20 protein-coding genes are annotated in these 22,731 nt (G+C 65.4%); 13 read left to right on the top strand and 7 right to left on the bottom strand.

The window, feature by feature from the left end:
* The first annotated feature begins 254 nt into the window (after positions 1 to 254).
* From ACOYYX_RS25540 to ACOYYX_RS25530, 3 genes are all read left to right on the top strand, one after another.
* Positions 255 to 1,004 (top strand): hypothetical protein, encoded by a 750-nt coding sequence (locus tag ACOYYX_RS25540; protein WP_422924937.1) that lies wholly within the window; start codon positions 255 to 257, stop codon positions 1,002 to 1,004.
* A gap of 500 nt (positions 1,005 to 1,504) precedes the next feature.
* Entirely contained in the window at positions 1,505 to 2,668 is a 1,164-nt protein-coding gene (locus ACOYYX_RS25535) for an acetyl-CoA C-acyltransferase (RefSeq protein WP_422924935.1), read from the top strand.
* Positions 2,669 to 2,830: 162 nt separating this feature from the next.
* Positions 2,831 to 3,946 carry a hypothetical protein gene (locus tag ACOYYX_RS25530; protein WP_422924933.1) on the top strand — a complete coding sequence of 372 codons (1,116 nt, stop codon included), beginning with the start codon at positions 2,831 to 2,833 and terminating at the stop codon, positions 3,944 to 3,946.
* A gap of 550 nt (positions 3,947 to 4,496) precedes the next feature.
* Here the strand turns inward: ACOYYX_RS25530 and ACOYYX_RS25525 are convergent.
* The gene (locus tag ACOYYX_RS25525) at positions 4,497 to 4,811 is read right to left on the bottom strand and encodes a hypothetical protein (RefSeq protein ID WP_422924932.1); all 315 of its coding nucleotides are present in this window, start codon (positions 4,809 to 4,811) and stop codon (positions 4,497 to 4,499) included.
* Between the two features lie 207 nt (positions 4,812 to 5,018).
* On the opposite strand from ACOYYX_RS25525, the gene ACOYYX_RS25520 reads away from it, so the two are divergent.
* The 3 genes from ACOYYX_RS25520 (at position 5,019) to ACOYYX_RS25510 (ending at position 9,675) form a co-directional block, all read left to right on the top strand.
* The gene (locus tag ACOYYX_RS25520; protein ID WP_422924930.1) at positions 5,019 to 6,392 is read left to right on the top strand and encodes an erythromycin esterase family protein; all 1,374 of its coding nucleotides are present in this window, start codon (positions 5,019 to 5,021) and stop codon (positions 6,390 to 6,392) included.
* Positions 6,393 to 6,496: 104 nt separating this feature from the next.
* A complete protein-coding gene (locus tag ACOYYX_RS25515; RefSeq protein WP_422924928.1) occupies positions 6,497 to 7,183 on the top strand; it encodes a MerR family transcriptional regulator in 687 nt (228 codons plus the stop codon).
* Positions 7,180 to 9,675, top strand: a complete 2,496-nt coding sequence (locus tag ACOYYX_RS25510; protein WP_422924926.1) for a VIT domain-containing protein — start codon at positions 7,180 to 7,182, stop codon at positions 9,673 to 9,675. The genes ACOYYX_RS25515 and ACOYYX_RS25510 overlap by 4 nt, the downstream gene beginning before the upstream one ends.
* 200 nt (positions 9,676 to 9,875) lie before the next feature.
* On the opposite strand, the gene ACOYYX_RS25505 is transcribed toward ACOYYX_RS25510, so the two are convergent.
* Both ACOYYX_RS25505 and ACOYYX_RS25500 read right to left on the bottom strand, forming a co-directional pair.
* The gene (locus tag ACOYYX_RS25505; RefSeq protein WP_422924924.1) at positions 9,876 to 11,366 is read right to left on the bottom strand and encodes a sensor histidine kinase; all 1,491 of its coding nucleotides are present in this window, start codon (positions 11,364 to 11,366) and stop codon (positions 9,876 to 9,878) included.
* Positions 11,367 to 11,825: 459 nt separating this feature from the next.
* Positions 11,826 to 12,548, bottom strand: coding sequence for a response regulator (locus ACOYYX_RS25500; protein WP_422924922.1), 723 nt, complete (start codon positions 12,546 to 12,548; stop codon positions 11,826 to 11,828).
* A 485-nt stretch (positions 12,549 to 13,033) separates the two neighbouring features.
* Between ACOYYX_RS25500 and msrA the strand changes: the two genes are divergently transcribed.
* A complete protein-coding gene (msrA, locus tag ACOYYX_RS25495) occupies positions 13,034 to 13,504 on the top strand; it encodes a peptide-methionine (S)-S-oxide reductase MsrA (RefSeq protein WP_422924920.1) in 471 nt (156 codons plus the stop codon).
* 21 nt (positions 13,505 to 13,525) lie between these two features.
* Here the strand turns inward: msrA and ACOYYX_RS25490 are convergent, their stop codons facing one another.
* Positions 13,526 to 15,724: a spermidine synthase gene (locus ACOYYX_RS25490; protein WP_422924918.1), complete on the bottom strand. Its 2,199-nt coding sequence runs from the start codon at positions 15,722 to 15,724 to the stop codon at positions 13,526 to 13,528.
* A 67-nt stretch (positions 15,725 to 15,791) separates the two neighbouring features.
* Positions 15,792 to 16,760, bottom strand: coding sequence for an acetamidase/formamidase family protein (locus ACOYYX_RS25485; RefSeq protein ID WP_422924916.1), 969 nt, complete (start codon positions 16,758 to 16,760; stop codon positions 15,792 to 15,794).
* Positions 16,761 to 17,028: 268 nt separating this feature from the next.
* Between ACOYYX_RS25485 and ACOYYX_RS25480 the strand changes: the two genes are divergently transcribed.
* The 4 genes from ACOYYX_RS25480 to ACOYYX_RS25465 are packed head-to-tail and all read left to right on the top strand — an operon-like array spanning position 17,029 to position 19,504.
* A complete protein-coding gene (locus ACOYYX_RS25480; protein ID WP_422924914.1) occupies positions 17,029 to 17,856 on the top strand; it encodes a hypothetical protein in 828 nt (275 codons plus the stop codon).
* Positions 17,857 to 17,889: 33 nt separating this feature from the next.
* Complete coding sequence (locus ACOYYX_RS25475) at positions 17,890 to 18,231, top strand: hypothetical protein (protein WP_422924912.1); 342 nt, start codon at positions 17,890 to 17,892, stop codon at positions 18,229 to 18,231.
* A gap of 35 nt (positions 18,232 to 18,266) precedes the next feature.
* Positions 18,267 to 19,052: a zinc-dependent peptidase gene (locus tag ACOYYX_RS25470; protein ID WP_422924910.1), complete on the top strand. Its 786-nt coding sequence runs from the start codon at positions 18,267 to 18,269 to the stop codon at positions 19,050 to 19,052.
* 59 nt (positions 19,053 to 19,111) lie between these two features.
* A complete protein-coding gene (locus ACOYYX_RS25465; protein ID WP_422924908.1) occupies positions 19,112 to 19,504 on the top strand; it encodes a CoA-binding protein in 393 nt (130 codons plus the stop codon).
* Positions 19,505 to 19,522: 18 nt separating this feature from the next.
* Here the strand turns inward: ACOYYX_RS25465 and ACOYYX_RS25460 are convergent, their stop codons facing one another.
* Together ACOYYX_RS25460 and ACOYYX_RS25455 are read right to left on the bottom strand one after the other, a co-directional pair.
* The gene (locus ACOYYX_RS25460; RefSeq protein ID WP_422924906.1) at positions 19,523 to 21,493 is read right to left on the bottom strand and encodes a serine/threonine-protein kinase; all 1,971 of its coding nucleotides are present in this window, start codon (positions 21,491 to 21,493) and stop codon (positions 19,523 to 19,525) included.
* The gene (locus ACOYYX_RS25455) at positions 21,490 to 22,071 is read right to left on the bottom strand and encodes an ECF-type sigma factor (RefSeq protein ID WP_422924905.1); all 582 of its coding nucleotides are present in this window, start codon (positions 22,069 to 22,071) and stop codon (positions 21,490 to 21,492) included. Before ACOYYX_RS25455 ends, ACOYYX_RS25460 begins: the two co-directional genes overlap by 4 nt.
* A gap of 151 nt (positions 22,072 to 22,222) precedes the next feature.
* Here ACOYYX_RS25455 and ACOYYX_RS25450 point away from each other — a divergent pair, with 151 nt between their 5' ends.
* Both ACOYYX_RS25450 and ACOYYX_RS25445 read left to right on the top strand, forming a co-directional pair.
* Positions 22,223 to 22,423: a hypothetical protein gene (locus ACOYYX_RS25450; RefSeq protein WP_422924903.1), complete on the top strand. Its 201-nt coding sequence runs from the start codon at positions 22,223 to 22,225 to the stop codon at positions 22,421 to 22,423.
* Positions 22,413 to 22,667: a hypothetical protein gene (locus ACOYYX_RS25445; RefSeq protein WP_422924901.1), complete on the top strand. Its 255-nt coding sequence runs from the start codon at positions 22,413 to 22,415 to the stop codon at positions 22,665 to 22,667. Before ACOYYX_RS25450 ends, ACOYYX_RS25445 begins: the two co-directional genes overlap by 11 nt.
* Positions 22,668 to 22,731 lie beyond the last annotated feature (64 nt).

The raw sequence follows: 22,731 nt of genomic DNA, 5'->3' as shown, positions 1-22,731 counted from the left end.
AATCCTAGGTTATTAAACGACCCGCCCACAAATCGAGAGAAAAATCCGACCGATCGCTCGGATCTCGACTTGTCGCTTCATATCTCACTTCGATCTCGCTCATCGCAAATTCATGAATAGCCTTGCTTTCCAGGTCTGAGCCAATCCTCCGCAGTATCTTCAGAAAGTCTTAAGACTCAGCCGCTATCTTCCGCCGGGTGCGAGATCGCCCCAGGGCGTATGAATCACGAGTAGGCAAGCTCCAAGGTGCTCGTATGTCGATGCTTGAACTGGCATGTCCCAGTTGCGGCCGGGGCGGGACGATCCCGAAGCAGAAGGTCAACACGCGCCTCGTCTGCAAGAAGTGCCGCGTGGTCTTCCACATGACCCCCGCCGAGCGGACCGTCCTCGGGGAACCCCTCGGCGACGTGCTTAAGGTCAATCCGAAGCCCGTCGAGGAGGAACGTCGCGCCTCCGCGTCCGAGGGCATCGAGAATCTGGCGGACAACCTGACCGGCGGGCTCGATGGTTTTCGGGAGATCCTGAAGACGGCCTCGCCCAAGCAACTGGGCATCGCGGCGGCCGTCATCGTCGTCCTCGGCATCGGCTGGACCCTGATGAACGCCGCGCCCGAGAACCTGACCGATGTCACGAATCTCGCCGCGACCCAGTTCACCGCGGATGACCTCGACTCCGTCAAGGCCGTCGCGTCGTCAGGCACCGCCGAGGACGTCGCACGATGGTATGAAGCCGTCCATCCCAGGCTCGTCAAGGCCCGCGAGCGTTGGAAGACGAACACCACCCACCTGACGGTGGTCGTCATGTCCCAGGACGACGAGAAACGGGTCGGCGAATCCCGGGCCTTCGTCTATCCGGGCCCCGCAACGCCCGCCCCGACGACGGACTCGAGCGGCGCGGCTTCCGATGGCTCCTCGATCCAACCCCTCGAACTCATCATGCACTGGACGCTCGAAGGCAGCCGTTGGCGACTCAACGGCAAGCAGACGGCCCAGACGGCCGGCTGAGGATCCCGAACAGCCCCCATCGCATCGGCGGCGTGGGGATTCGGGACTCGCGCCCACGACGAGGGGCTCGATTCCGCCGCGAACTCGTCCTCTCGACCAAGCCCGCAGCCCCTCATGTTCGATACAATCGAACCCTTCCCATCAACATTTCGCGACGCGCCCCGTACCATAAGCGACTCCGGCGACGTAGGAGTGTAGGCGAGGCCGTCCCTGCGGCCGTTCGCGGCCCGGGAATGTTGTCCCGGGCCCCCTCAAGGCATAGCATTGCAGGAGAGGGGATCACGTTCGTTTTCTCCGACGATCGGTCGGTATCACGTCGAAAGAGGCTGGATCGTCGCGGGGTTCGGCTAACAGTAAGAGGACCGGATCCTGAGGTTCTTTCCCTCGGATTCCGGGCTCCCGCGCCATTTCCCGCGTATGGACATCCATGAAGGTAGACCGACCGAGGTCGATCGCTTCGCCGTCTAGTGGGTCGTGAGTCCATAGAGGAGATGATTCCGATGAGACACGCGGTCGTCGTTGATGCCGTGCGGACACCCGTGGGCCGGGCCTCGGCGGACAAGGGGATCTTCCGCGACGTCCGCTCCGAGGATCTCTCCGCCGATCTGATCAGGAGCCTGGTGGAACGGACCGGGATCGACCCGGCCAGGATCGAAGACGTGCGCTGGGGATGCGTGCAGCAGCAGGGGGAGCAGGGGTTCGACATCGCCCGGATCGCGGCGCTCGCGGCGGGCCTACCCGTCGAGACCGCGGGCGTGACGATCAACCGCAACTGCGCCTCGAGCCTGCAGGCGATCAACGACGCGGCCATGAGCATCGCCGCCGACTTCGCCGACGTGCAGATCGCCGGGGGCGTCGAGCACATGGATCACGTGCCGATGAGCAAGGACTACAACCCCTATGCCGGCATCTCGCGACTCCACACCGAGGGCGTCATGAACATGGGGTTGACCGCCGAATATCTGGCGGCCAAGTATCGGATCCCCCGCCAGCCCCAGGATGACTACGCTCTTCGAAGTCACCAGCTCGCCGCCGCCGCGACGGATCGAGGAGACTTCAAGTCGGAGGTCATCCCCACCTGGGGCCGCGACGACCAAGGTCGCAAGGCCCTCATCGTCGAGGACCAGTGCATCCGGCGCGACACGACCTCGGAGGCCCTCGCCGCGCTCCCTCCGGCCTTCAACCCGGCCGGCGGCTCGGTGACGGCGGGAAATAGCTCGCCGACGAACGTGGGGGCCTCGGCGCTGCTGATCATGTCGGAGGAGACCTGCCGCGAGCTTGGCATGAAGCCCCTGGCGAAGATCCGGTCGGTAGGCGTGGCGGGCGTCGATCCCGCCGAGATGGGCATCGGCCCGGTCCCGGCCGTCAAGAAGGCCCTGGCGAAGGCCGGGCTCTCGCTCGACGACATCGGCTGCATCGAATTGAACGAGGCCTTCGCCGTGCAGGTGCTCAGCGTGCTCAAGCTCCTCGGCATCGACGAGTCGAAGGTCAATACGCGAGGAGGCGCCATCGCCATCGGCCACCCCCTGGGAGCCAGCGGCGCGAGGATCGCCACGACCTTGCTCCACCGGATGCGCGACGAGGGGGCCAGGTTCGGCCTTGCCACGATGTGCGTCGGCCAGGGGCAGGGGGTCGCGACGATTTTTGAGTCGTGCGACTCCTGATCGGTCGTCGCGAAATCGCCATGGGTGCGAAGGCGGAGCATTCCCGGTTGGAGAGCGGTCGGGGTACGATGAGTGGATAGGTTCGACGACCACCGCGGGCCGGGCTCGATCTCGCGCGGAACCTCTCGGCCCGCGATCGCTCTCCAAGCAGGGAAATCCATAATGCGACAACATCTGCTCATTGGATTCGGTATCGCCCTCGCCGCCATCGGCACGCCCCGCGATGCCTCGGCCCAGTATGGCTACGGCTGGGGAGGCTGGGGAGGCTCGACGGTGCAGGGGGATATCGGCCGGGGCCTCGGCGCCTTCAGTGCGGGGGTCGGCCAGGGGAACCTGGAGAATGCCCAGGCGGCGTCGATCAATACCGACAGCGTCATGCGCTGGAACCAGGCCGTCTGGGAATCGCAGCACGCCCTCAACGTCTCGAACTACCTCATGAGGCAGCAGCGGCAGGCCACCAACGACAAGGCCCAGGCCGAGATCTACGACCGGCTCCGCAACCACCCCGAGACGCGCGACATCCAGGACGGCGACTCTCTCAACGTCCTGCTCGACATCCTCCAGCACCCCGAGGTCTTCCGCACGGCGTATAAGCAGACCCGCACCCCCTTGCCGCGCGAGGTCATCCAGGACATCCCCTTCGAGTTCGCCTCCGAGGGCATGACGATCTGCCTCGATCGGATCACGACCAAGGAGGGCTGGCCCCTCGCCCTCAACACCGACGACTTCGCCAAGGATCGCGACGCGGTCAAGAAGGCGATCAACGCCGCCCTCGAAGAGGACAAGCAGGGGGACCTGCATCCCAGGTCGATCCAGGCCATCGGCGACGCGGTCAAGATGCTCCGCGTCCACTTCGAGAAGGCCGTCCCGACCAATAGCGACGACTACATCCCGGCGCGCGACTACATCAAGTCGCTGGCCGGCCTGACGAAGATGCTGCACAGCACGAACGTGGACCAGATCCTCGCGGAGCTCGAGAAGTACCAGGGGTCCACCGTGGGCGACCTCCTCGCGTTCATGCAGGCCTTCAACCTCCGCTTCGCGCCGGCCAAGTCGTTCCGCCAGCGGCAGATCTACATGCAGCTCTACCCGACCCTGGCCGACGCCGTGAACGGCCCGCTCTCGGGCGTGGCGCAGAACGTCGAGCGAGGCGCCGGCGGCGTCGTCAGCTCGGCTGAGTCGGCCGCGAGCAAGGTGGGGAACGCCGCCTCCTCGTTCTTCAACAGCCTGAGCTGGGACCACCTGACCGGCGGCGGAAATTCGTCCTCGTCGCAATGACCTCGAATCCCTCGGGCTTCCATCTCCATCCCGCATCGAACCGACCGGCCTCGCATCATTGCGTCGGCCGGTTTTTTTGATCCCCACGCGACGCAAGGCCATCCATGCCAGCTCGAATCCGAAACTTGTATTTCCTCTCCAACTCAACCACAATCTGACCCCACGAGTGGAACATTCGGAATCGACACGTCTTCATTTCTCCGAGCGAGAGTCATCGCCGACTGAGGGATCAACGAGGAGATTCACCCGCGGATGGCTCTCCCCTCGAAGGACCTCCGCCCTGAACGCTGAGGGCGGGACGGCGGTCGCGCCGGGCAATGTGGGAAAGGGAGAGGAATCGTCGGCGTGCGAGGCCTCATGGTGATCGTCACGGCCTGCGGCGGCATCCTCTGGTCGGTGCGCACGGTCAGGGAGATCATCGCCCCGGTCAAGCATTGGGCGTGGGTCTTGCAAAAGGGGGAGATCGACGAGCGTCGGCAGGCGGCTGCGGAACTCGCCAAGCTCCTAGACGCAGACCTTCTGGTCGCGACCACGGCGCTGATCGCCGCTCTCACGCCGAGGTCGCCGCCCAGTCCATGGTGTCCCTCAAGGTCTGCCTGGAGGCCGACATCAGGTCGGGCGATACGTCCTTGAACCGGAAGATCATCGATACGCTCGCGGCGGCGAGGAGTGGCCCCAGGCCGAGAATCAAGTCGTCGGCGATTAATGCCCTGGGACCCTTGTTCCATAACTCCAGCATGTTCGAGCCCGACGTCGCCTCGATCGCGAAGCAGGTCATCGACACGGCCCTGACCAACTCGTCCGAGGTGGTTCCCTTCGCGGCCATCGCGTTGCATGTGAAGTTGCTCCGACCGCCCTCAATCATCCCCGCCGCTCGACCCACTGCCGCGAGACTCGAGGGCCATCAAATCGGCCGCAATTCCTTGCGAAATCGAGGGCCTGTCCGTTTCGCGACGATCTTCGTCTCATTCTCACGTGTCAGACAACATCAGTACCGCTAAACTTTTTGAGAATGAGTCTCAATCGCCAACAAAACGCCTTGGGCCGAAGACGACCTCGGGAAGACACACTCATGATCCGTGCGATCGTCATCAACCTCTGCGCGACCATCTCCTTCGCGTCGGCGTTTGCCGAGGCCGACGATTCCCTATCAGCTCGCGATGAGTTCCGCGTGTGGGCGGGCGCGAACGCCAGGCGCCTCGCGACGGTCGAGTCTCGCGACGACCAGTCGGACCTCGCCCCCCTGGGCAAGCTGATCGGTCCCGCCCGCGTGGTGGCCATGGGCGAGACCATCCACGGCGCCCACGAGGAGATGGCGCTCCGGAACCGATTCATCCGCTATCTCGTGACCGAATGCCACTTCACGACGGTCGCGCTGGAGGCGGGCCTCTCCCAGTCGAAGACCCTCTACGACCACGTCCTCGGGCGCATCGAGGCGACCCCGGAAGAGATCACCTCGGCGTTCACGTATGGATTCGGAGCCTTCGAGGAGAACCATGCGCTGGTGCGCTGGCTCAGGGAGTACAACGCGGGCGTCGCACCGGAGCGGCGAGTGCGGCTCTACGGCTTTGACCTCGCCGGCTCGTACTTCGATAATGCGCACCGCTCGCTCGATGCCGTCCTCGCCTACCTCGATCGCGTCGCGTCGAAGGAGGCCCCGACGATCCGTGCCGATTACGCCGCAATCCAGGGGAAGGTGGACACGACTGCATTCCTCAAGCTCTCCCAGCCCGAGCAGGACCGGGTCGCGGCGAAGCTTGTGGACCTCTCGGCCCTGATCCGGAGGAACCGCGTGGGATACGTTGCCGCCAGCTCGCGCGACGACTACGAGTGGGCCTTGCGACAGTCCGTCGCCTCGGTGCAGGATTCCGCCTTCCAGCGGGCCCTCCCCCGCGACTTCGGCCTCGGCAAGACGAAGGGGGGCGGCTTCGTCGGTTGGGACGCGGCGATGAACCAGCGCGATGCAACCATGGCCGAGAACGTCGCCTGGATCCTGGATCGCGAAGGCCCCAAGGGCAAGATGTTCCTGTATGCCCATAACTATCACGTCCAGTCCTCGCAGCAGCCGAAATCCAATGACTCCGGCGAGGCCTCGGCAGCCATGGAGGGGGGATTCCCGCTCGGCACCAACCTCCGCTCGATGCTCGGCGACGAACTCGTCGTGCTCGGCTCGCAGTGCGGCGAGTACGAGGGCTGGCCCGCCGAGTTTCGCACTCGGGTCGCCCCGCCTACCCGCGGCAGCCTCAAGGACCTGGCAGGCTCCGCCGGCATCCCCCTCTACCTGGCCGACCTCCGACAGATCCGCGAACCCGGCCCCCTGCGCAACTGGATGCATGGCGTCCATGTCGAGGGCATTTTCGCCAATCGCAACGTCGTGCCCGCCCGAGCCTACGACGCCCTGATCTTCCAGGGGATACTCACGCCAGCGAGGAAACGCCAGCCTTGAGAGTCGGTCCCTCCTGCTGGACATGAGCCGCACGAAGAAGGCTTCGCTCAAAAAAAACCTGCACCCTATTTGACAGTGTTACATAGACCCCATATAACAGTGTTATGAGACAGCAAGGCCAGGATCTCTGGACGATCGATGAGCTGACGGCCCGGGTGGCGAGCGTGCTGGCGGCGAGCTACCGGGGGGCGTCGAACGGAAGGGTCCGCGACATCCCCGACTTGCGCACGGTCCGCTACTACACGACACTCGGCCTGATCGATCGCCCGGCGGAGATGCGAGGGCGGACGGCGTACTATTCGACCCGGCATCTCATGCAGTTGGTGGCGATCAAGCGGCTCCAGGCGCAAGGACTGAGCCTGGCGGAAGTCCAGCGTTCGCTCGTCGGCTTGCCCGAGGACGCCCTCGGCCGGCTCGCGGCCTTGCCCGACGTCATCTCCGACGGTACCCCCGAAGCGCCTGTGAAGGCGGCTCCTGCCGAGAAGAAACCCAGGGCGTCATCGGTCGAATTCTGGAAGGAGGCTCCCGAACCCACGTCGCGTGAAGTCCCGGTCTCGAATGTTGTCCCGAGCTCGAAATCGCGGGCGGAGCCGGGGAGGGAACCGCCGCCGACCTCGGCGCTGTCACTCCTCCAGGGTATCCAGCTCGAGGAGGGGATCTCGCTGCTGCTGAACGCGGCGCGGCCCCTCGACGAGGACGACCTCGAAGCCATCCGGCGGGCGGCGGGCCCCTTGATGGAAACCCTACGGAAACGCGGTTTGCTCACCAGGCGCGAAGGAGTTCACGAATGACGCGAGCCATCACCATCTTCGAACGCGACGGCCGGGAGTCTACCGAGGGCGAATCCGGCTTCGGCGCCCTCGAGACGAGCAAGGGTGTCCTGCCGCTCAGGGCCCTGGACGTCCAGGCCAGGCTCGAGGGCCTGCTCTCCCTCGTCTCGATCCGCCAGACCTTCGTGAACACCTGGGACGTGCCGCTGGAGGCCACGTACATCTTCCCGCTTCCCGACCGCGCCGCGGTCTCGGCCTTCCGCATGGAGGTCGCCGGGCGCGTGGTGGATGGCACCGTCAAGGAGCGGGGCAAGGCTCGCCGGGAGTACGACCAGGCCATATCGGACGGCCATCGCGCGGGGATCGCCGAGGAGGAGCGCCCGGGGGTCTTTACGCTCCGGGTCGGCAACCTCCCGCCCGGCGAGCAGGCCACGATCGAGTTGACCCTCTGCGGCACGCTGCCGTTCGCGGATGGGGAGGTCACCTTTCGGTTCCCCCTGGTCGTCGCGCCCAGATACATCCCGGGCAACCCGGTCGAGAGGCCCGGCGTCGGCGATGGCGTCGCGTTCGATACCGACGCCGTGCCCGACGCCTCTCGGATCTCGCCGCCGGTGCTGCTCCCCGGGTTCCCTAACCCCGTCCGCCTGTCTTTGGCCGTCGAGATCCGCGAGACGCTCGCCGCGGTCGACGGCGTGAAGTCCAGCCTCCACGCGGTGCTGGACGAGTCCCGCCCTGGCATCAGGCGCATCGCGCTGACACCCGGTGAGAGGCTCGATCGGGACTTCATCCTGAGGTACAGGCTCGGGGACAACTCGATCGCGACGGCGGCCTCGGTCCATCCAGGAGCCGAAGGGGAGGGGACCTTCGCGGTCACGATCATCCCGCCGACCGTCGAGGCCGCTCCGCCCCCGCCACGCGACGTCGTCTTCGTGCTCGACCGTTCGGGAAGCATGACCGGCTGGAAGATGGTCGCGGCCCGACGCGCCATCGCCCGGATGGTGGACTCGCTCGTGGCCGCCGATCGGTTCAACGTCATCATCTTCGACACGGAGCTGGAACGCCCGGAGGGTTTCCCGACCGCGAGGCTCGTCGAGGCGACCGACCGGCTCCGGTTCCGCGCGGTCGAGTACCTGGCCAAAGTCGACTCTCGCGGCGGGACGGAGATGGAAGCCCCGCTCAACGAGGCGATGGCGACCCTCGCCGAGCCCATGCCCGGCCGCGAGCGAGTCATCGTCCTTGTGACAGATGGGCAGGTCGGGAACGAGGGGCAACTCCTCAAGACGCTCGGCAAGAAGGCGAAGGGGATCCACATCGTCACGGTGGGGATCGACCAAGCGGTCAACGAGACCTTCCTGCGCCGGCTGTCGGAGTTGGGGGGGCCTCGAAGCTGGAGCGAGTGCGTCGAATCGGAGGATCGGCTCGACGACGTGATGGTCGCGATCCAGCGTCGGATCGGGGCTCCCGTGCTGACGAACCTGAGCCTCGAGGTCGAGGGGGAAGGGACCTCCATCGCTCCTGGCTCGATCGTCCCCGGCCGGATCCCGGATCTCTTCGCGGGGGTGCCGGTTCTCGTCCTGGGCCGCTACCAGGGCAAGACCCCGACGCGCTTCAAATTGAAGGCGAGCGAAGGCCCGACCGGCGCATGGGGTAACGAGGTCGAGGCCCAGGTGAGGGAGAACCCGGCGATCGGCTCCGTCTGGGCCCGCGGCAAGATACGCATGCTCGAGGACGAATATATCATCGACGGGCGCGATCAGAAGGAGACCCTGGAAAAGCAGATCGTCGGCCTCTCGGAGCAATTCCAGGTCTTGAGCCGATTCACGGCGTATCTCGCGGTCGACCGGGCCGAGGTCATCGAGGGGAGCGGAGAACTGCATCGGGTCATCCAGCCTGTCGAGATGCCCAGCGGCTGGGCTGAAATTGCCATGCCAGCCGCCTGTGCGGCCCCGGTTCCTCCGCTTTCAGCGGTGCCGGGAAGAAAGCGATTTCTCAAGATGAATCGCTCCGATGGTTCACCGCCAAGCTCTTACAGCCCGCCCGAGAGGGAAGAGCTCTTCGATGCTTGGTGCCAACATTCCCAAGGGCAGGGAGGTTCTACCCTCGCTAGGGGGCCGGCGGCTGGTGCAGAAGATCTTGATATGCTTTCGGATATCGAGGCTGATGATATCGATCCCGTGGACGAAGCTCGCAACCTTGCCGGTGAGTTGGCCGGCGTCTGGCGAGTCCCGGCGGGCAGGGACCAGGGAGACTACTTCCGCAACAACCCCGACTGGATGATCCGACTGGAGTTGCTGATCGAGAAACTGAACCTTCTGGGCCAGTTCGCCAAGGCTTCGAGCCGACTCGAGCAACTCCTGGCCGACCTGAAGCAGGCGTGGTCGCAAGGCATCCGGATTGACAAGGACACCTTGAAGATCCTCAACGCGATCGACACCGGCCTCAGGGCCATCGCCAAGGGCCGATCCTTTGGCGGGGACGACAAGAAGTCCGGTTGGGCCTTCTGGAAGTCCTGACGGACTACCTCGATGCGGGATGGGTCGCCCATCCCGCATCGAGGCCAAGGTTTCTCTTCTCGATCAAATAGGCCACCCGGATGCGTTGAGCCCCTCGCTCGGGCCCAACGCATCCGGATGTCATCTCATATTGGATTTCGGACATCTTCACCCGGGCGACGCGCTCATTCCGAGCGGATATCCCCGCGTGAGGGACGAACTCAGGCATCGGCCGGGTTGCGGGGTCGGTTCGCATTGCGGCGGCTGGGCATGAGGATCCGGAAGCGCGTGCCGACGCCGACGGTGCTCTCGACCTCGATGCGGCCGCCGTGCTCGGCGATGATGCCGTGGGTGAGGCTCAGCCCCAGGCCCGTCCCGCGCCCGACAGGCTTGGTGGTGAAGAACGGGTCGAAGATCTTTGAGAGGATCTCGGGCGGGATGCCGCATCCATCGTCCGCGATGTTGATGATGATCTCATCGTTGTTGCGGCAGGTCGAGATCTCGATCTTGCCGAAGGCCTTGCCCGTGGCCTCGATGGCCTGCATGCCGTTCATCAGGAGGTTCAGGAGAACCTGATTGATGTGCGCGGGTGCGCACTCGAGGAGCGGGAGATCGCCGAAGTCGCGGACGACGCTGATCTGCTGCCGCGCCAGGAGGTCGCTGAGCATGCCGAGGGTCACGTCGATCGAGTCATTCACATCGATCTCGCCGATCTCGGCGCGGTCGAGCTGGGCGAATCCGCGGAGGTTCTGGACAATCTGGGCGACCCGCTTCAGGCCCTTGCGCGTCGACTGGACGATGCCGACGAGGTTCTGCTGAAGGTAGGGCAGGTCGAGCTGATCCTGATACTCCACGATCGCGCCGGCGAGCGCCGGGTCGACGGTCTGGAGTGAGCCCAGGCCGTCCTGATAGCGGGCGATCAGGGTCAGGATCGAGCCGAGCTCGCGCTCGAGGACGGCGACGTTGTTGGAGGCGAAGGCAAGCGGGTTGTTGATCTCGTGCGCCATGCCCGCCGCCAGCGTGCCGAGGGCCGCGAGCTTCTCGGAGTGGACGAGCTGGCTCTGCGCCTCCTTGAGCTTCTGGTTCGCCTGGCGGAGCCGCTCGTTGGCGGCGGTCAACTGATCGGTACGCCGGCGAAGCTCCTGCTCCGCGCGGACGCGGTCGGTGACATCCTTGAGGTTGCAGCGGAAGTGGTTGACCCGGCCGTCGCGTTCGTAGCGGGCCTGGGTGTGAACCCGCATGTAGTGCCACTGGCCCGAGCGGGCCTCGACGCGCAGGACGAAGTCGTGACGCTCCCCCAACTCGGCCGCCTGGTGGAACTCGTCCTCGGCGAGAGCCCGGTCGTCGTGGTGGAGCCGGCCGAGGAAGGTCTGGCCGCGGAGTTGCTCGATGGAACAGCCGAGGAAGTCGCGGAGCGACTCGGAGGCCTCGAGCCAGCGCAGGGTCTCGGGCTCGAGTCGACAGATCATCACGCCGGAGGCGGACGGATTGATCTGCCCGGGGCTGGCCATCAGCATCGAGCGGCTCAGCGTCTCTTCGCGCCGGGCGATGGCGGACGGAGAACGGAGATCCAGGGCACCCGAGGGGTGCTCGAGGTCTTCGGGCAGGATGAACTGGCCGCCGCAGTTGGCGCAACGGACCGCCCTGCCGGCCATTTCCACCGGGGCCTTGAGCGGTCGACCGCAGTGGACGCACTGGACCGTGACGTGCATGACACGAGCCTGATCCATCCCCAGCAACGAAGCTGGCAGGGACGGCCACTTGGACGTTCAAGAACCATCGCCAAGAAACGTCCGGAGCCTAGTCCATCGGTGCCGGCCAGACCAGGCAGGCGGCAGGGGGGTTGACCTCTCCGGTCGTGCCACGCACCGACACGCATGTTCGAGAGGCCGATCGCTCCGCCGTGTTTCCACGACTTCGCGACACGATCATCCCTCACGCCGCTATTATACGACCCCTTAACAATAGCCGCTCCCGAGGCACGTTGTAAATCGCGAACCCAAAAGCTTCGGGAACTGGAAAAACCGGCTCGGCCCACGTTCCTGACGCTGGCAGCGGGGCCGCGACGGAGGCCGACTCCGTCGCGAGGCCCCGCATAATCCTGGTAACGGATGCGACCGGCATCAAGCGACCACATCTGGAGCCAAGGAGCGTTTCATCCTCTGCTTGTTTCAATCCGCTCGGTCGCACCGAAGTTCCCCCGTGTCGAACGGACCGGGCCGGCCGCCGAAGAGGGCGAACCGCGTGATCCGCCTGAGGTTGTTCCGCGCGGGGCGATAGCGAGGGTCGACCTTCAGGGCCGCGCGATACTGCCGCCAGGCGCCCCGCGGTTGGTTGCGACTCTCGAGCAGGACTCCGAGCAGGTTGTGGGCCTCGGCCGAGTCGGCTTGCACCGCCAGGGCCTGCCGGAGGAAGACCTCGGCCTCGCCGAAGGCCCCGTCGCGGAACGCCAGCCTGGCCCGTCTGAACTTCGCGAGGAACTCCGACCCGGTCGTGACGGCGGCCTCCTTGTCCGTTCGCGGATCTTCAGCTCCCCGACGGGCGAGGGCCTCGGCCACCGCCGTTCTCAAGCGCGACGACGGCAGCGGCTTCGCCAGCACGTCGACCGCCCCGAGCTTCATCGCCGCCACGGCGTCACGCACCCGACCTTCGTCGGTCAGCACGATGACCGGCACGTCGAACCCGGATTCCCGCAGCATTTCCAGCAGGCCCAGTTCGGCCGAGTCGACATCCAGCAGGATCAGGCCGGGCTCGCTCCCGTGGAGCCAGAGCAGGGCCTCTTCGTCGTCCCTCGCGGCGACGATCGTGTGTCCGCCGACTTCCAGGCCCTCGCGATAGAGGCTCAACGCCAGCGGGTCACGCCCCACGACCAAGACGGTTGCAGTTTCAATCATACAATCAACCCGTTCCTCGAATGGAGAACCATCCATCGAATCGCAAGCCGCGTGCCCGAACGGGAGGGATTGACCTCAATGGCAATGCCCCCAAGGATTTAACGAGGGGCACGGCGTCGGGCGGTCTCGGCGATGCGCGGGGTTCCCCGTGCAGGCTGCATGACGCCTCGCGGGGTCGGCCCGCAAATCGCACGACCGGAGATGTCGAGGTTGGGCATCGTCACGAGGGCGTCTCCGGTCCCGCACTGTCGAACGGGCGCCGGACGTGGTAACCTCGGAGGTACGGGTCGCGATTCGACGCACGTCAACTCCGTGAGATGAGGCCCGGCGAGCATCGTTTCGCCGCGGGCCCCGAAGTCGACGTGCCTTCGGTCGAAGCCCAAGGCCAGGGTGGTCGGGTCGAAGTCCCCCGGGGACAACGGACGAGCCGGCGAATCGCCCTGAGACGCGACCAGGATCCCTAGACGTACGTGAGGAGCGAAGTCATGAAGACGGCTACGTTCGCCGCGGGTTGTTTCTGGGGGATTGAAGAGGCCTTCCGCAAGGTCGAAGGGGTCAGCGAGACGGCCGTAGGCTATCTCGGCGGGACCATGGAGAACCCGACCTACAGGGACGTCTGCTCCGACACGACCGGCCATGCCGAGGTCGTGCAGGTCCAGTATGACCCCGCGCAGGTCTCCTACGGGCAACTGCTCGACCTCTTCTGGAAGATCCACGACCCCACGACCTTGAACCGGCAGGGGCCCGACTACGGCACCCAGTACCGCTCGGCCGTCTTCTACCACGACGACGAGCAGAAGGCCGAGGCCGAGGCTTCGAAGGCCGCGATGGACGCCAGCGGCCATTTCCGCAGGCCAATCGTCACCGAGATCACCCCGACCTCTCACTTCTATCGGGCCGAGGAATATCACCAGCAATACCTGGTGAAGCGGGGCCGCACGAGCTGCTCCATCTGACCAATCGGGGCCGATCGACGATCAGCGAGGCTTCAGCAGGAGGTGTCGGGCGAGGTCGGAGAAATCGTCTCGCCAGACATCGTCCTGGCCGCGTCTCGGCACCTGCCAGCGCGAGTCGCTCGCGATCGGGCCGAGGTCGGCCTCGCTCCTGGCCATGATCGCCCAGATCGAACGCTGCTTGCCCTGCTTGGCCTCGTCCTGACTGAGTTTGAGGTCGTATCGGACCCGACACGTCAGGCCGGCGTCGCGTGCCAGCGCCCCCAGGACCGGATCCAGGTCCACGTAACGGTTCGTGATCTGGAAGGCGAGCAGGCCCCCGGGCGCCAGCCTGGAGAGGTAGAGCTGCAAGGCCTCGCGAGTCAGCAGATGGACTGGCACGGCGTCGGCGCTGAAGGCGTCGAGGACGATCAGGCCGTGGTTCGCATCATTCGCCTCGCGGAGCCGGATCCGGGCGTCCCCCACGACCGTCTTCAAGGCGTCGGCGCGACAGTCGGCCAGGAACGTGAAGTAGCGGGGCTCGGACGCGATCCGCACGATCTCCGGGTCGATCTCATAGAACGTCCAGCGCTCTCCGGGCTGGGCATACGAGGCGAGGGTCCCGATCCCGAGGCCGACGATCGCGATTTTCGGCTCCTTGTGATCGGCATGGAAGACCTCGAAGACCTGACCGATCGGCCCGCTCTTCTCGAAGTAGCTCATCGGTTCGCGCCGCAAGGCGGGGTCGAGGCTCTGCTGGCCGTGGAGCGTGCGCCCGTGGAAGAGGCGATGGCTCCGGCTCTTCTCGTCGTCGGTGACCTGGGAGACGCCGAAGAAGTTCCGCGTCTGGAAGAGGACCCGGCCGTTCAGCCCCGCCGACAGCCCGCTCGCCAGCAGGATCGCCCCGAGCCCCAGCCCGAACCGGACGGGCCGGCTCCGATGGGTCCAGCAGACGAGCATGAGCAGGCCGGAGACCAGCATCGACGCGAAGACGCCAGGGCCCGTCCCCGTATCCCCGATCCGTCCCGTCACCAGCCCCGCGCCGCCTACAAAGATGATCGCCGGGAAGAAGAGAGCCTTGATCCGTTCGGCCCTCGGCGACCCCAGCTTGCCCGGCCTCGCCGGCAGGGCCAGGCAGGCCAGCACGAGGGCTAATGGGTACTCGGCGATGCGGTCGAAGAGATGAGGCGCGGCCAGGCCGTTGAAGATCCCACCGAGCGCCCCCCCGACGGCCATCGCGAGATAGAAGCTGGTGAGATGTCCGACCTCGGGCCGGCTCCGGGCGAGTTCGCCATGACAGAGCATCGCCGCCAGGAAGAACACAAGCAGATGCAGCGGGACCCAGAACGGCTGCACCAGGCCAAGCCCCAGGACGAACGCCAGGAGCATCAGCGCCGGCGGGAAGGTGCGGACCATCACGGCCATCATCGCATTCGACGCATAACTGAATCCGAGGATGAACGTCAGCAAGTACAGCGCCAACGGCACCACCCAGAGCAGCGGGACCGGCGCGATATCGGTGGACAGGTAGGTCGTGACGCCCAGCATCAGGCTCGAAGGGATGAACGCCAGGCCGATCCAGCGTGCCCAGGTCCGCAGCGGGATGGACCCTCGAGGTTCGGCGATCTGTTCCTCCACCTTCAGGTCACGGCGCGGGAGCGTCACCAGGCCGCAGGCGAAGACCAGGGCGACGAGGATCCAGTAGCCCCAGGCCCAGACGCGCGTCTGCTGGGCGAGCGGCATTAAGGGCTCGACGACGATCGGGTAGCCGAGCAGGGCGATGAGGCTGCCCGCGTTGCTTGCGCCGTAGAGGAAATACGGGTCGCCGGCGGTTCGGTGTCCTGAGAGCGCGAACCAGCGCTGGAGCAGGGGGGCCGTCGTCGCCAAGGCGAAGAAGGGGAGGCCGACCACCAGCGTCAGCACGCCCAGCATCGCGAGGACGGGATTTCCGCCCGTCGTCAGTCGGCTGGCCGTTGCCTCGTCGATGCCGAATGGCAAGGTTGCCAGCACGAGGGTCACGACGACCGCGTGGAGGATCGCGTGGCGACGGACTCCCAGCCAGGTCGCGCCGAGGTGCGCATAGGCGTAGCCCGCCAATAGCGAGACCTGGAAGAAGAGCATGCAGGTGGTCCAGACCGACGGGGAGCCCCCCAGCAGCGGCAGGACCATCTTGGCGATCATCGGCTGCACCGAGAACAGCAGGAGCGCTCCGAGGCACAACGTCAGGGCGAACAGGAAGGGCAAGGCTGACCTCGATCGATGGCTTTATGGGTTCGAGTCCGGCTCCGTCATCGTCCGCCCGGCGAAGGGTTCAACGAGCGGAGAGGTACGTCCTGGGGATCTCGGCCCCGGCCACGAAGCTGAGCTTGCCGATCTTGCACATCTGGTAGACGTTGATGCGGAAGTCGGGGCAAGTACTCACCAGGCAATACGCCTCGGTGGGGGTGTAGCCGTGCTCGGTGATGAGCCAGTCCATCATGTGGGTCGTGGCGGTCTCGACGGCCAGTTCCAGCGGCCTCGCCGCGTGAATCGCGACGATCGAGTCCGGCTTCTCGATCCGCATGTACGGGACGCGTTTCTTCTTGATAAGGTCGAGGTGGAGCCGGACCGTCGACTTGGTCTCGGCGGCGGTGCCGGTGAACTCGGTGTCCCCCTGGCTCGCGTGGACGTCGCCGAGATAAAAGAGGGCACCGGGGTGGTAGATGGGGACGAAGATGCGGTTGCCGGGGGCCACGTCGCGGATGTCGAGGTTCCCGCCCCATTCCCCCTGGCCGTCGAGGCTAGTGGCGACCTCGCGGTCTGGGGCGACGCCAAGCGTGCCGACGAACGGGGTGATCGGCCAGGAGATTCGGTCGTTGAACTTGAGGGTCCCGTCCCGGGTCGTGCCGCTCGGGCCCGGCAGGTGCGGGAAGATCATCGTCGTGTACTCGCCGGAGAGCTCCGGCCAGCGCGTCGACTCGCCCAGGGGACCGCGCTTGGGGCCGACGGCCGTCCAGGAATAGCTGTCGACCTCGATCTCCTCGATCGTGACGACAAGGGTATCCCCGCGCTCGGCCCCCTCGACCCAGACCGGCCCGGCGATGGGGTTGGCCTCGGGGGGGAACTTGTCGAACCCGGGGCGGAGCGAGGGGATGGCCTTGTCGGCGGTCGTCTTGAAATATCCCTGGCCGGCGTCGAACGTCTCGATCTCGAACGACTCGCCCGGCGCCACGCGGAGCAGGGGCTCGTGCCGCCAATCGAACGCGAAGAGTCGGGCCTGTTCGCGAGGGATGCGCTGCATTGAAGTGGGGTCCTGGACGGTCGAAACGGGTCGAGTTCGGTTGGTTCCTTCAGCCGTACGAAACCATGTTGATGCCGGGCTGTCCAGCGCGTCGGGTCCATCCCGCCGGAGAAACCTCTGGATTGTGGGGTCGTTGCCAGGGCATGATCTTGGAATATCGTCCACGCCGCCGTACGCCCGGGACGAGTGCGAACGTACCTACCGAACGATCGACCGGGCACCCGGCGACCGTCCATCCAAGCCGATGCCCCCCAGGGAGAGATCCAAGATGAGCCTGCCTCGATTGGCGACCCGCCTCATGCCCCTGCTGTTCACCTTCGCCGTCGTGCCCGCCTTCGGCGACGACAACGCGGATCAGGAAAAGGCCGTGGCCGAGATCCAGAAGCTCGGCGGCAAGGTCGAGCGCGACGACAAGGCGTCGGACAAGCCCGTCATCAACGTCAGCCTGGCGATCACCAAGGTCTCCGACGCGGATCTCGTCAACCTCGAGAAGCTGACGAAGCTCAGGCGGCTCTCGCTCAACGGGACCCCGATCACCGACGCCGGCCTCGTCCACATCAAGGGCCTGACCGAGCTCAAGAAGCTCTATCTCGTCGACACCAAACTGACCGACGCCGCGCTCGAGCACCTCAAGGGGCTCAAGGGCCTGGAGATCCTCAGCCTGGCCGGGACCCAGGTGAGCGACGCCGGGATCGACCAGTACAAGGAACTCCCCAACCTCCAGAACGTCTACATCCTCGGCACCAAGTTCAGCAACGACGGGGCCAAGAAGCTCAAGGAAGCCCTGCCCAAGACCCGGGTCGACCTCGCCGCCAAGATCGCCGAGGACGAGGCCCGCAAGGTCGAGGAAGAGAAGAAGAAGGCCGAAGAGGCCAAGATGAAGGCCGAGGCCGAGGCCAAGAAGAAGGCCGAGGAAGAAAAGAAAAAGGCCGAGGAAGAAGCCAAAAAGAAGGCTGAGGAAGAGAAGAAGAAGGCCGAAGCCGAGGCCAAGATGAAGGCCGAGGAAGAGGCCAAGAAGGCCGAGGAAGCCAAGAAAGCTGAAGAGGCGAAGAAGGCTGAGGAAGCCAAGAAGGCCGAGGCCGAGAAGAAGAGCTGACCCCCGCTTGCACATCGCCTGGAGATCCGCCGTATGATGAATGTGGTGGATCTCCTGGTGCTGCGATCCTGGTGGCGCTACGATCCGAAGACGGCCTCATGGGTCGAGGCCGTCTATCACGGGTTCAACCTCTTCGAAGGCGCCACCTGGGTCGTCCTGGCGTGCCTGGTGCTGCGACGTAGCCTGATCCACCATCGTTCCAAACTTGAATACGCTTACTCCTTGGTTTTCCTCGCATTTGGATTCAGCGATTTCCGCGAATCGACGGCCCTCGACTCCTGGCTCATCTGGCTCAAGCTTGTCAATCTGATCCTCCTGATGAAGCTCCGCGACGTGGTCATCCGCCGCTACTACCCGACGAGCCGGCTCTACTGAAAGACGATCGACGAGACAGCCAAGGTAAATCGCTCATGTTTGGATTCTTGCGAAATAAGAAGCGGGAAGAACTGCGGGCCCTGCCGTTCCCGGATGCCTGGGTCGCGATCATCGAGAAGAACGTCCCTTATTATCTGAAGCTGTCGCAGGACGATCGCAACGAGCTGCACGGCCTGATCCACGTCTTCCTCGCCGAGAAGACCTTCGAGGGCTGCGGCGGCCTGGAGATGACGGAGGAGATCCAGCTCACCATCGCCGCGCAGGCCTGCCTGCTGCTCCTGCACCGGGAGACCGACGACTACAAGCGCCTCATCACGATCCTCGTCTACCCGAGTGCCTACGTCGCCAAGGGGATCGAGCCGATTGGTGGGGGCCTGATCCTCGAAGGCGAGCAGGCGCGACTCGGCGAGGCCTGGCAAGACGGCGTCGTCGTCCTCTCGTGGGACGACGTGCTCGGGGGAGCGGCCGACATCCACGACGGGCACAACGTCGTCCTGCACGAGTTCGCCCACCAACTCGACCAGGAAGACGGCTCGGCCGACGGGGCTCCGATCCTCGAGCGCCGGAGCCTGTACATCCCCTGGGCACGCGTGCTCCAGGCGGAATACGATCAGCTCCGCGACGACGAGCAGCACCACCGCAAGACCGTCCTCGACACTTACGGCGCGACCAATCCGGCGGAATTCTTCGCCGTCGCCACCGAGTGCTTCTTCGAAAAGCCCGTTCAGCTCAAGCGCAAGCACCCCGAGCTCTACGAGGAGCTGAAGACCTACTACAAGCAAGATCCCGAAGCCACGATAGCCGCGCCCGACACGCCTTGAGAAAGGTCATGAGGCCCGGCCAGTTTGCAGCGAAGATCCAAGGCGAGGGAGCGACGACGATGGAAGATCCAGTACCGAGCAAACCGCGGGTCGCGGTCATCGGCGCAAGCGCCGATCGCAGTAAGTTCGGCAACAAGGCCGTGCGGGCCTTCCGCAACGCCGGTTATGAGGTCTTCCCGATCAACCCCAAGCTTGAAGAGATTGAGGGCCTGCAAGCGTTCCCAAGCCTGGACGACCTCCCCCACGAGCACCTCGAGCGAGTGAGCCTCTACGTGCCGCCGGGCGTCGGGCTCAAGCTGCTCGATCAGATCGCCCGCAAGCGGGTCGACGAGGTCTGGCTGAATCCGGGATCGGAGTCGCCCGAGCTCGTCCGGAAGGCCGAGGAACTCGGGCTCAACGTCATCCAGGCGTGCAGCATCATCGACGTGGGCGAACACCCGGAACAGCTCTGAACGCCCTGAATACCACGCTCAGGCTCGCCGCGCCGGGGAATGGTGCGAAGTGGTCTGGAACGGGGTCCACTTCGACGGGTTGGCCGACTTCTGCGACTCGTCGCGCTCCTGGGCGATCGCTCGCCACCAGTCGGCGGCCCGGTGCTTGTCCCAGCCCGAGGCGCACTCGCAGCTCGCCATCGCCAGCTCGAGGCTCTCGGCGTCTTCGAAGCGGTCGTGCTTGTTCTTGGCCAGGCAGCGCAGGACGACCCGCTCCAGGTCATCGGGCAAGCCTTCGCGGACCTGCGAGGGGGGAACGACCGGGTAGCGCACATGCGCGACGATCGCCTCGATGGCCGTCGCCTCCTCGAAAGGAGGATGTCCGGTCAGGAGGTAATAGGCGACCGCGCCCAGCGAGTAGATGTCGCTCCTGGCGTCGAGCTTGCGCGAGCCCGAAGCCTGCTCGGGGGACATGTAGAGCGGGGTCCCGAGGATCTGCCCCTCGTCGCTCGGCTGCGATGCATTCGCGGTCATCGCCGAGGCCGAGACCAGGCCGAAGTCGAGCAGCTTGGCGACGTCGTCCATGCCCCCTCGCTTGGCCGCGAAGATGTTCGATGGCTTGATGTCGCGGTGGATCAGGCCGGCGCCGTGCGCCTCGTGCAGGGCCATCGCCACCTGCCGCAGCAGGTACACCGCGCGTTCGGGGGGCAGGGGGCCGTGGCGCTCCACCAGCTCCGCGAGGCTCATCCCGGGCAAGAATTCCATCACATAATAATAAGTGCCGTCTTCCGTCCGGCCGTAGTCGAAGATCTCGACGGTGTTGGGGTGGGAGAGGGTGGCGTTGATCCGGACCTCGCGCTCGAAACGCTCGAGGGTCCCCGCCCGCAGGACGACATCGGGGCGGATCAGCTTGACGGCGCAGTCTCGCTTGAGCAACTGGTGCTCGGCGAGGTAGACGTCCCCCATGCCGCCGGTCCCGATCAGGCGGCCCAGGCGATACTGGCCGAACTGCCTCGCCTCGACGACCTCCAGCCGGAGCCTGGAGATCGTGTGCGCGGCGAAGGACGAGATCGCGGCCAGCGAGACGAGAAAGAGGGCGTCGAGGCAGAAGACGACCAGCGGCATCCGGCCGTCGCTCCGCAGCTCGACCACCCAGTGGACCGACTCGGGATGGAACAGGGACACGCCGAAGAGGGTGCCGATCGGCAGGAGGGCGAGCATCCCCGCCACGCAGGCCGCCCGTTTCCAGCCCTTGGGGACGTAGATGCCGTCGGTCAGCATCAAGACCGAGGTGAGCAGGACGACGTTCTTCATGATCAACTGAACGTACATCCGATCCTTGAGCTGCAACGAAGGGTCCGTCAGCGCGCGGGCCTCGTAGGTGACCAGCAGGAAGGCGAGCGCGGCGATCACGCCGAACTCGATGATGCGGAGCCGCTCCAGGGTGAAGCTCCGGGTCGTGAGCAGGACGCAGACGCCGACCAGGCTCAGCGCCACGATCACGAACGGGGTCAGGATCGACGACGGGCTGACGCCGAGGACGATCGGCCTGAGGAACAGCATCACGCCGAAGATGAGCACGTGAATCAGCGGCAATTCACGCAGGCGTGACTGGATGACTGACCGTGTTTCGTCGGACGAGCGACTCCCAAGTCCCGAGGCGATGACCGCCTTGGGAGAGAAGCCGCCGTCGCCTCGGTTCTGGCTCTTGCTCTGGCTCGACCCGAGGGACTCCCGGGTGTTGCGGGCCTCGCTGTCCTTGACCGAGGTCTCGCCGTTCGACGAATGCCACTCCGCCGTCACGTCGAGGCGAGGGTTGATGGCGGTGGGCTCGGTCAGGAAGCCGCTGCGATTGGCCTCCGACTCCTGGCTGAGCAGGTATTGCACGTCGGATTGGAGCTGGTGGTCGCCGTGGCAGGCGGCCTTGAGCCATTCATCACGTTCGGAGGGGGGGATCCGCAACGACGCATCGAACAGGTTGTCGATTTGACTCCAACGTTCGGGGTTCACTCGCATCTCCCGTCCCGAAGCTGTCCATGTAGCCAAGCACGCGCGAGACGACAGTCTCTCTCGACGGTCACCACTGATATACCGAGCGCCGCGGCGATCTCGGCGACTGTCAGGCCTCCGAAGTAACGCAGGGTCATCGCCTGCCCCTGACGTTCGTTCATCGCGGTCAGCCGCGTGAGGGCCTCGTGGACGGCGAAGACGTCAAGGTCCTGAGACTCGAAGTAATCCACGAGCGAGTCCAGGGGTACCCGCTCCCACTTCCCCCCCCGTCGCCCGGCCGCCCTCCGCCTCGCGTGCTCGACCAAGATCTCTCGCATTGCGCGGGCCGCGGCGGCAAAAAGGTAGTTGCGGTCGGGGGCCCGGTCGAAGACCTCTTCGCCCAGCATCCGCATCACGGCCTCATGCACGACCGCCGTGGGCGAGAGGGTGTGGCTCGCCCGCTCCCGCTGCATCATCCGGCCCGCGACGAGTCGTAACTCGTGGTACATCCGCGAGATAACTTCGTCACGAGCGCCATCGTCACCGGCCCGCGCGCGTTCCAGGATGAGCGTCAATTCGGGACGCGCCTTGGGCTGCATCGGGCCTCCGAAAAATGATGAAGGGTTTCGACACTATTATTCGCGGGGTATTTGCGAACGGTCAAGGAAAGCACGGCGGAGCGTGCCGATAGGGCGGGATGATCACCGGGCGGAGGCCCGGCGGCGTCTCAGTCGGGAGGGTGGAACCGTGATGGAACTCGTGATCTGGAGTGCCTCTCTGTCACTCCTGCCCCTCGCACTCCACGCCGGCAACCGAATCGCCGTCAACGTCTCCGCAGCCTTCAGGCGACATCACGATCATCTGCTCATCCAGCGCCGCGACAACAGGTTCATGATCTGCCCCGATCCTTCCAAGATCAATCCAGCGGAGGGTTCCATTCATGCGTTTTGACGGCGTCTCGAAGGATGTCCGCTATCAGGAACTGGTGTCCGAATTCCCACTGATGTCGATCCACGACGACGCGACGTATCGTCTGGCGATCGAGATCCTGGACCGACTGTTCATCCTGGACAGGAAGCGCACGGGGGAGCTCGAGTACTTCCGGCAACTCGCCTACCTCGCCTATCGTTACGAACAGATGACCGGAATGTGCGATCTCCGCGAGTCGAACCACCGCGAAGGCGTGCTGGCCTGAGCGTCCGAAGTCTGTATCCCCCCGCAAGACTCCGGACTCCGAACCTCCTCGCCACGACCGTCCC

Origin of the sequence: Singulisphaera chitinilytica (assembly GCF_049331405.1) — a bacterium.
Taxonomy (GTDB): Bacteria; Planctomycetota; Planctomycetia; order Isosphaerales; family Isosphaeraceae; genus PoT.
This window is presented reverse-complemented; position numbering and strand designations above follow the sequence as displayed.

Bases quoted from the DNA above. Each gene is read 5' to 3' on its own strand.
- ACOYYX_RS25505 (WP_422924924.1), bottom strand. From the start codon at position 11,366: ATGCACGTCACGGTCCAGTGCGTCCACTGCGGTCGACCGCTCAAGGCC.
- ACOYYX_RS25520 (WP_422924930.1), top strand. From the start codon at position 5,019: ATGATCCGTGCGATCGTCATCAACCTCTGCGCGACCATCTCCTTCGCG.
- ACOYYX_RS25540 (WP_422924937.1), top strand. From the start codon at position 255: ATGTCGATGCTTGAACTGGCATGTCCCAGTTGCGGCCGGGGCGGGACG.
- ACOYYX_RS25510 (WP_422924926.1), top strand. From the start codon at position 7,180: ATGACGCGAGCCATCACCATCTTCGAACGCGACGGCCGGGAGTCTACC.
- ACOYYX_RS25475 (WP_422924912.1), top strand. From the start codon at position 17,890: ATGATGAATGTGGTGGATCTCCTGGTGCTGCGATCCTGGTGGCGCTAC.
- msrA (WP_422924920.1), top strand. From the start codon at position 13,034: ATGAAGACGGCTACGTTCGCCGCGGGTTGTTTCTGGGGGATTGAAGAG.
- ACOYYX_RS25455 (WP_422924905.1), bottom strand. From the start codon at position 22,071: ATGCAGCCCAAGGCGCGTCCCGAATTGACGCTCATCCTGGAACGCGCG.
- ACOYYX_RS25535 (WP_422924935.1), top strand. From the start codon at position 1,505: ATGAGACACGCGGTCGTCGTTGATGCCGTGCGGACACCCGTGGGCCGG.
- ACOYYX_RS25530 (WP_422924933.1), top strand. From the start codon at position 2,831: ATGCGACAACATCTGCTCATTGGATTCGGTATCGCCCTCGCCGCCATC.
- ACOYYX_RS25525 (WP_422924932.1), bottom strand. From the start codon at position 4,811: ATGATTGAGGGCGGTCGGAGCAACTTCACATGCAACGCGATGGCCGCG.
- ACOYYX_RS25515 (WP_422924928.1), top strand. From the start codon at position 6,497: ATGAGACAGCAAGGCCAGGATCTCTGGACGATCGATGAGCTGACGGCC.
- ACOYYX_RS25470 (WP_422924910.1), top strand. From the start codon at position 18,267: ATGTTTGGATTCTTGCGAAATAAGAAGCGGGAAGAACTGCGGGCCCTG.
- ACOYYX_RS25485 (WP_422924916.1), bottom strand. From the start codon at position 16,760: ATGCAGCGCATCCCTCGCGAACAGGCCCGACTCTTCGCGTTCGATTGG.
- ACOYYX_RS25480 (WP_422924914.1), top strand. From the start codon at position 17,029: ATGAGCCTGCCTCGATTGGCGACCCGCCTCATGCCCCTGCTGTTCACC.
- ACOYYX_RS25450 (WP_422924903.1), top strand. From the start codon at position 22,223: ATGGAACTCGTGATCTGGAGTGCCTCTCTGTCACTCCTGCCCCTCGCA.
- ACOYYX_RS25500 (WP_422924922.1), bottom strand. From the start codon at position 12,548: ATGATTGAAACTGCAACCGTCTTGGTCGTGGGGCGTGACCCGCTGGCG.
- ACOYYX_RS25445 (WP_422924901.1), top strand. From the start codon at position 22,413: ATGCGTTTTGACGGCGTCTCGAAGGATGTCCGCTATCAGGAACTGGTG.
- ACOYYX_RS25465 (WP_422924908.1), top strand. From the start codon at position 19,112: ATGGAAGATCCAGTACCGAGCAAACCGCGGGTCGCGGTCATCGGCGCA.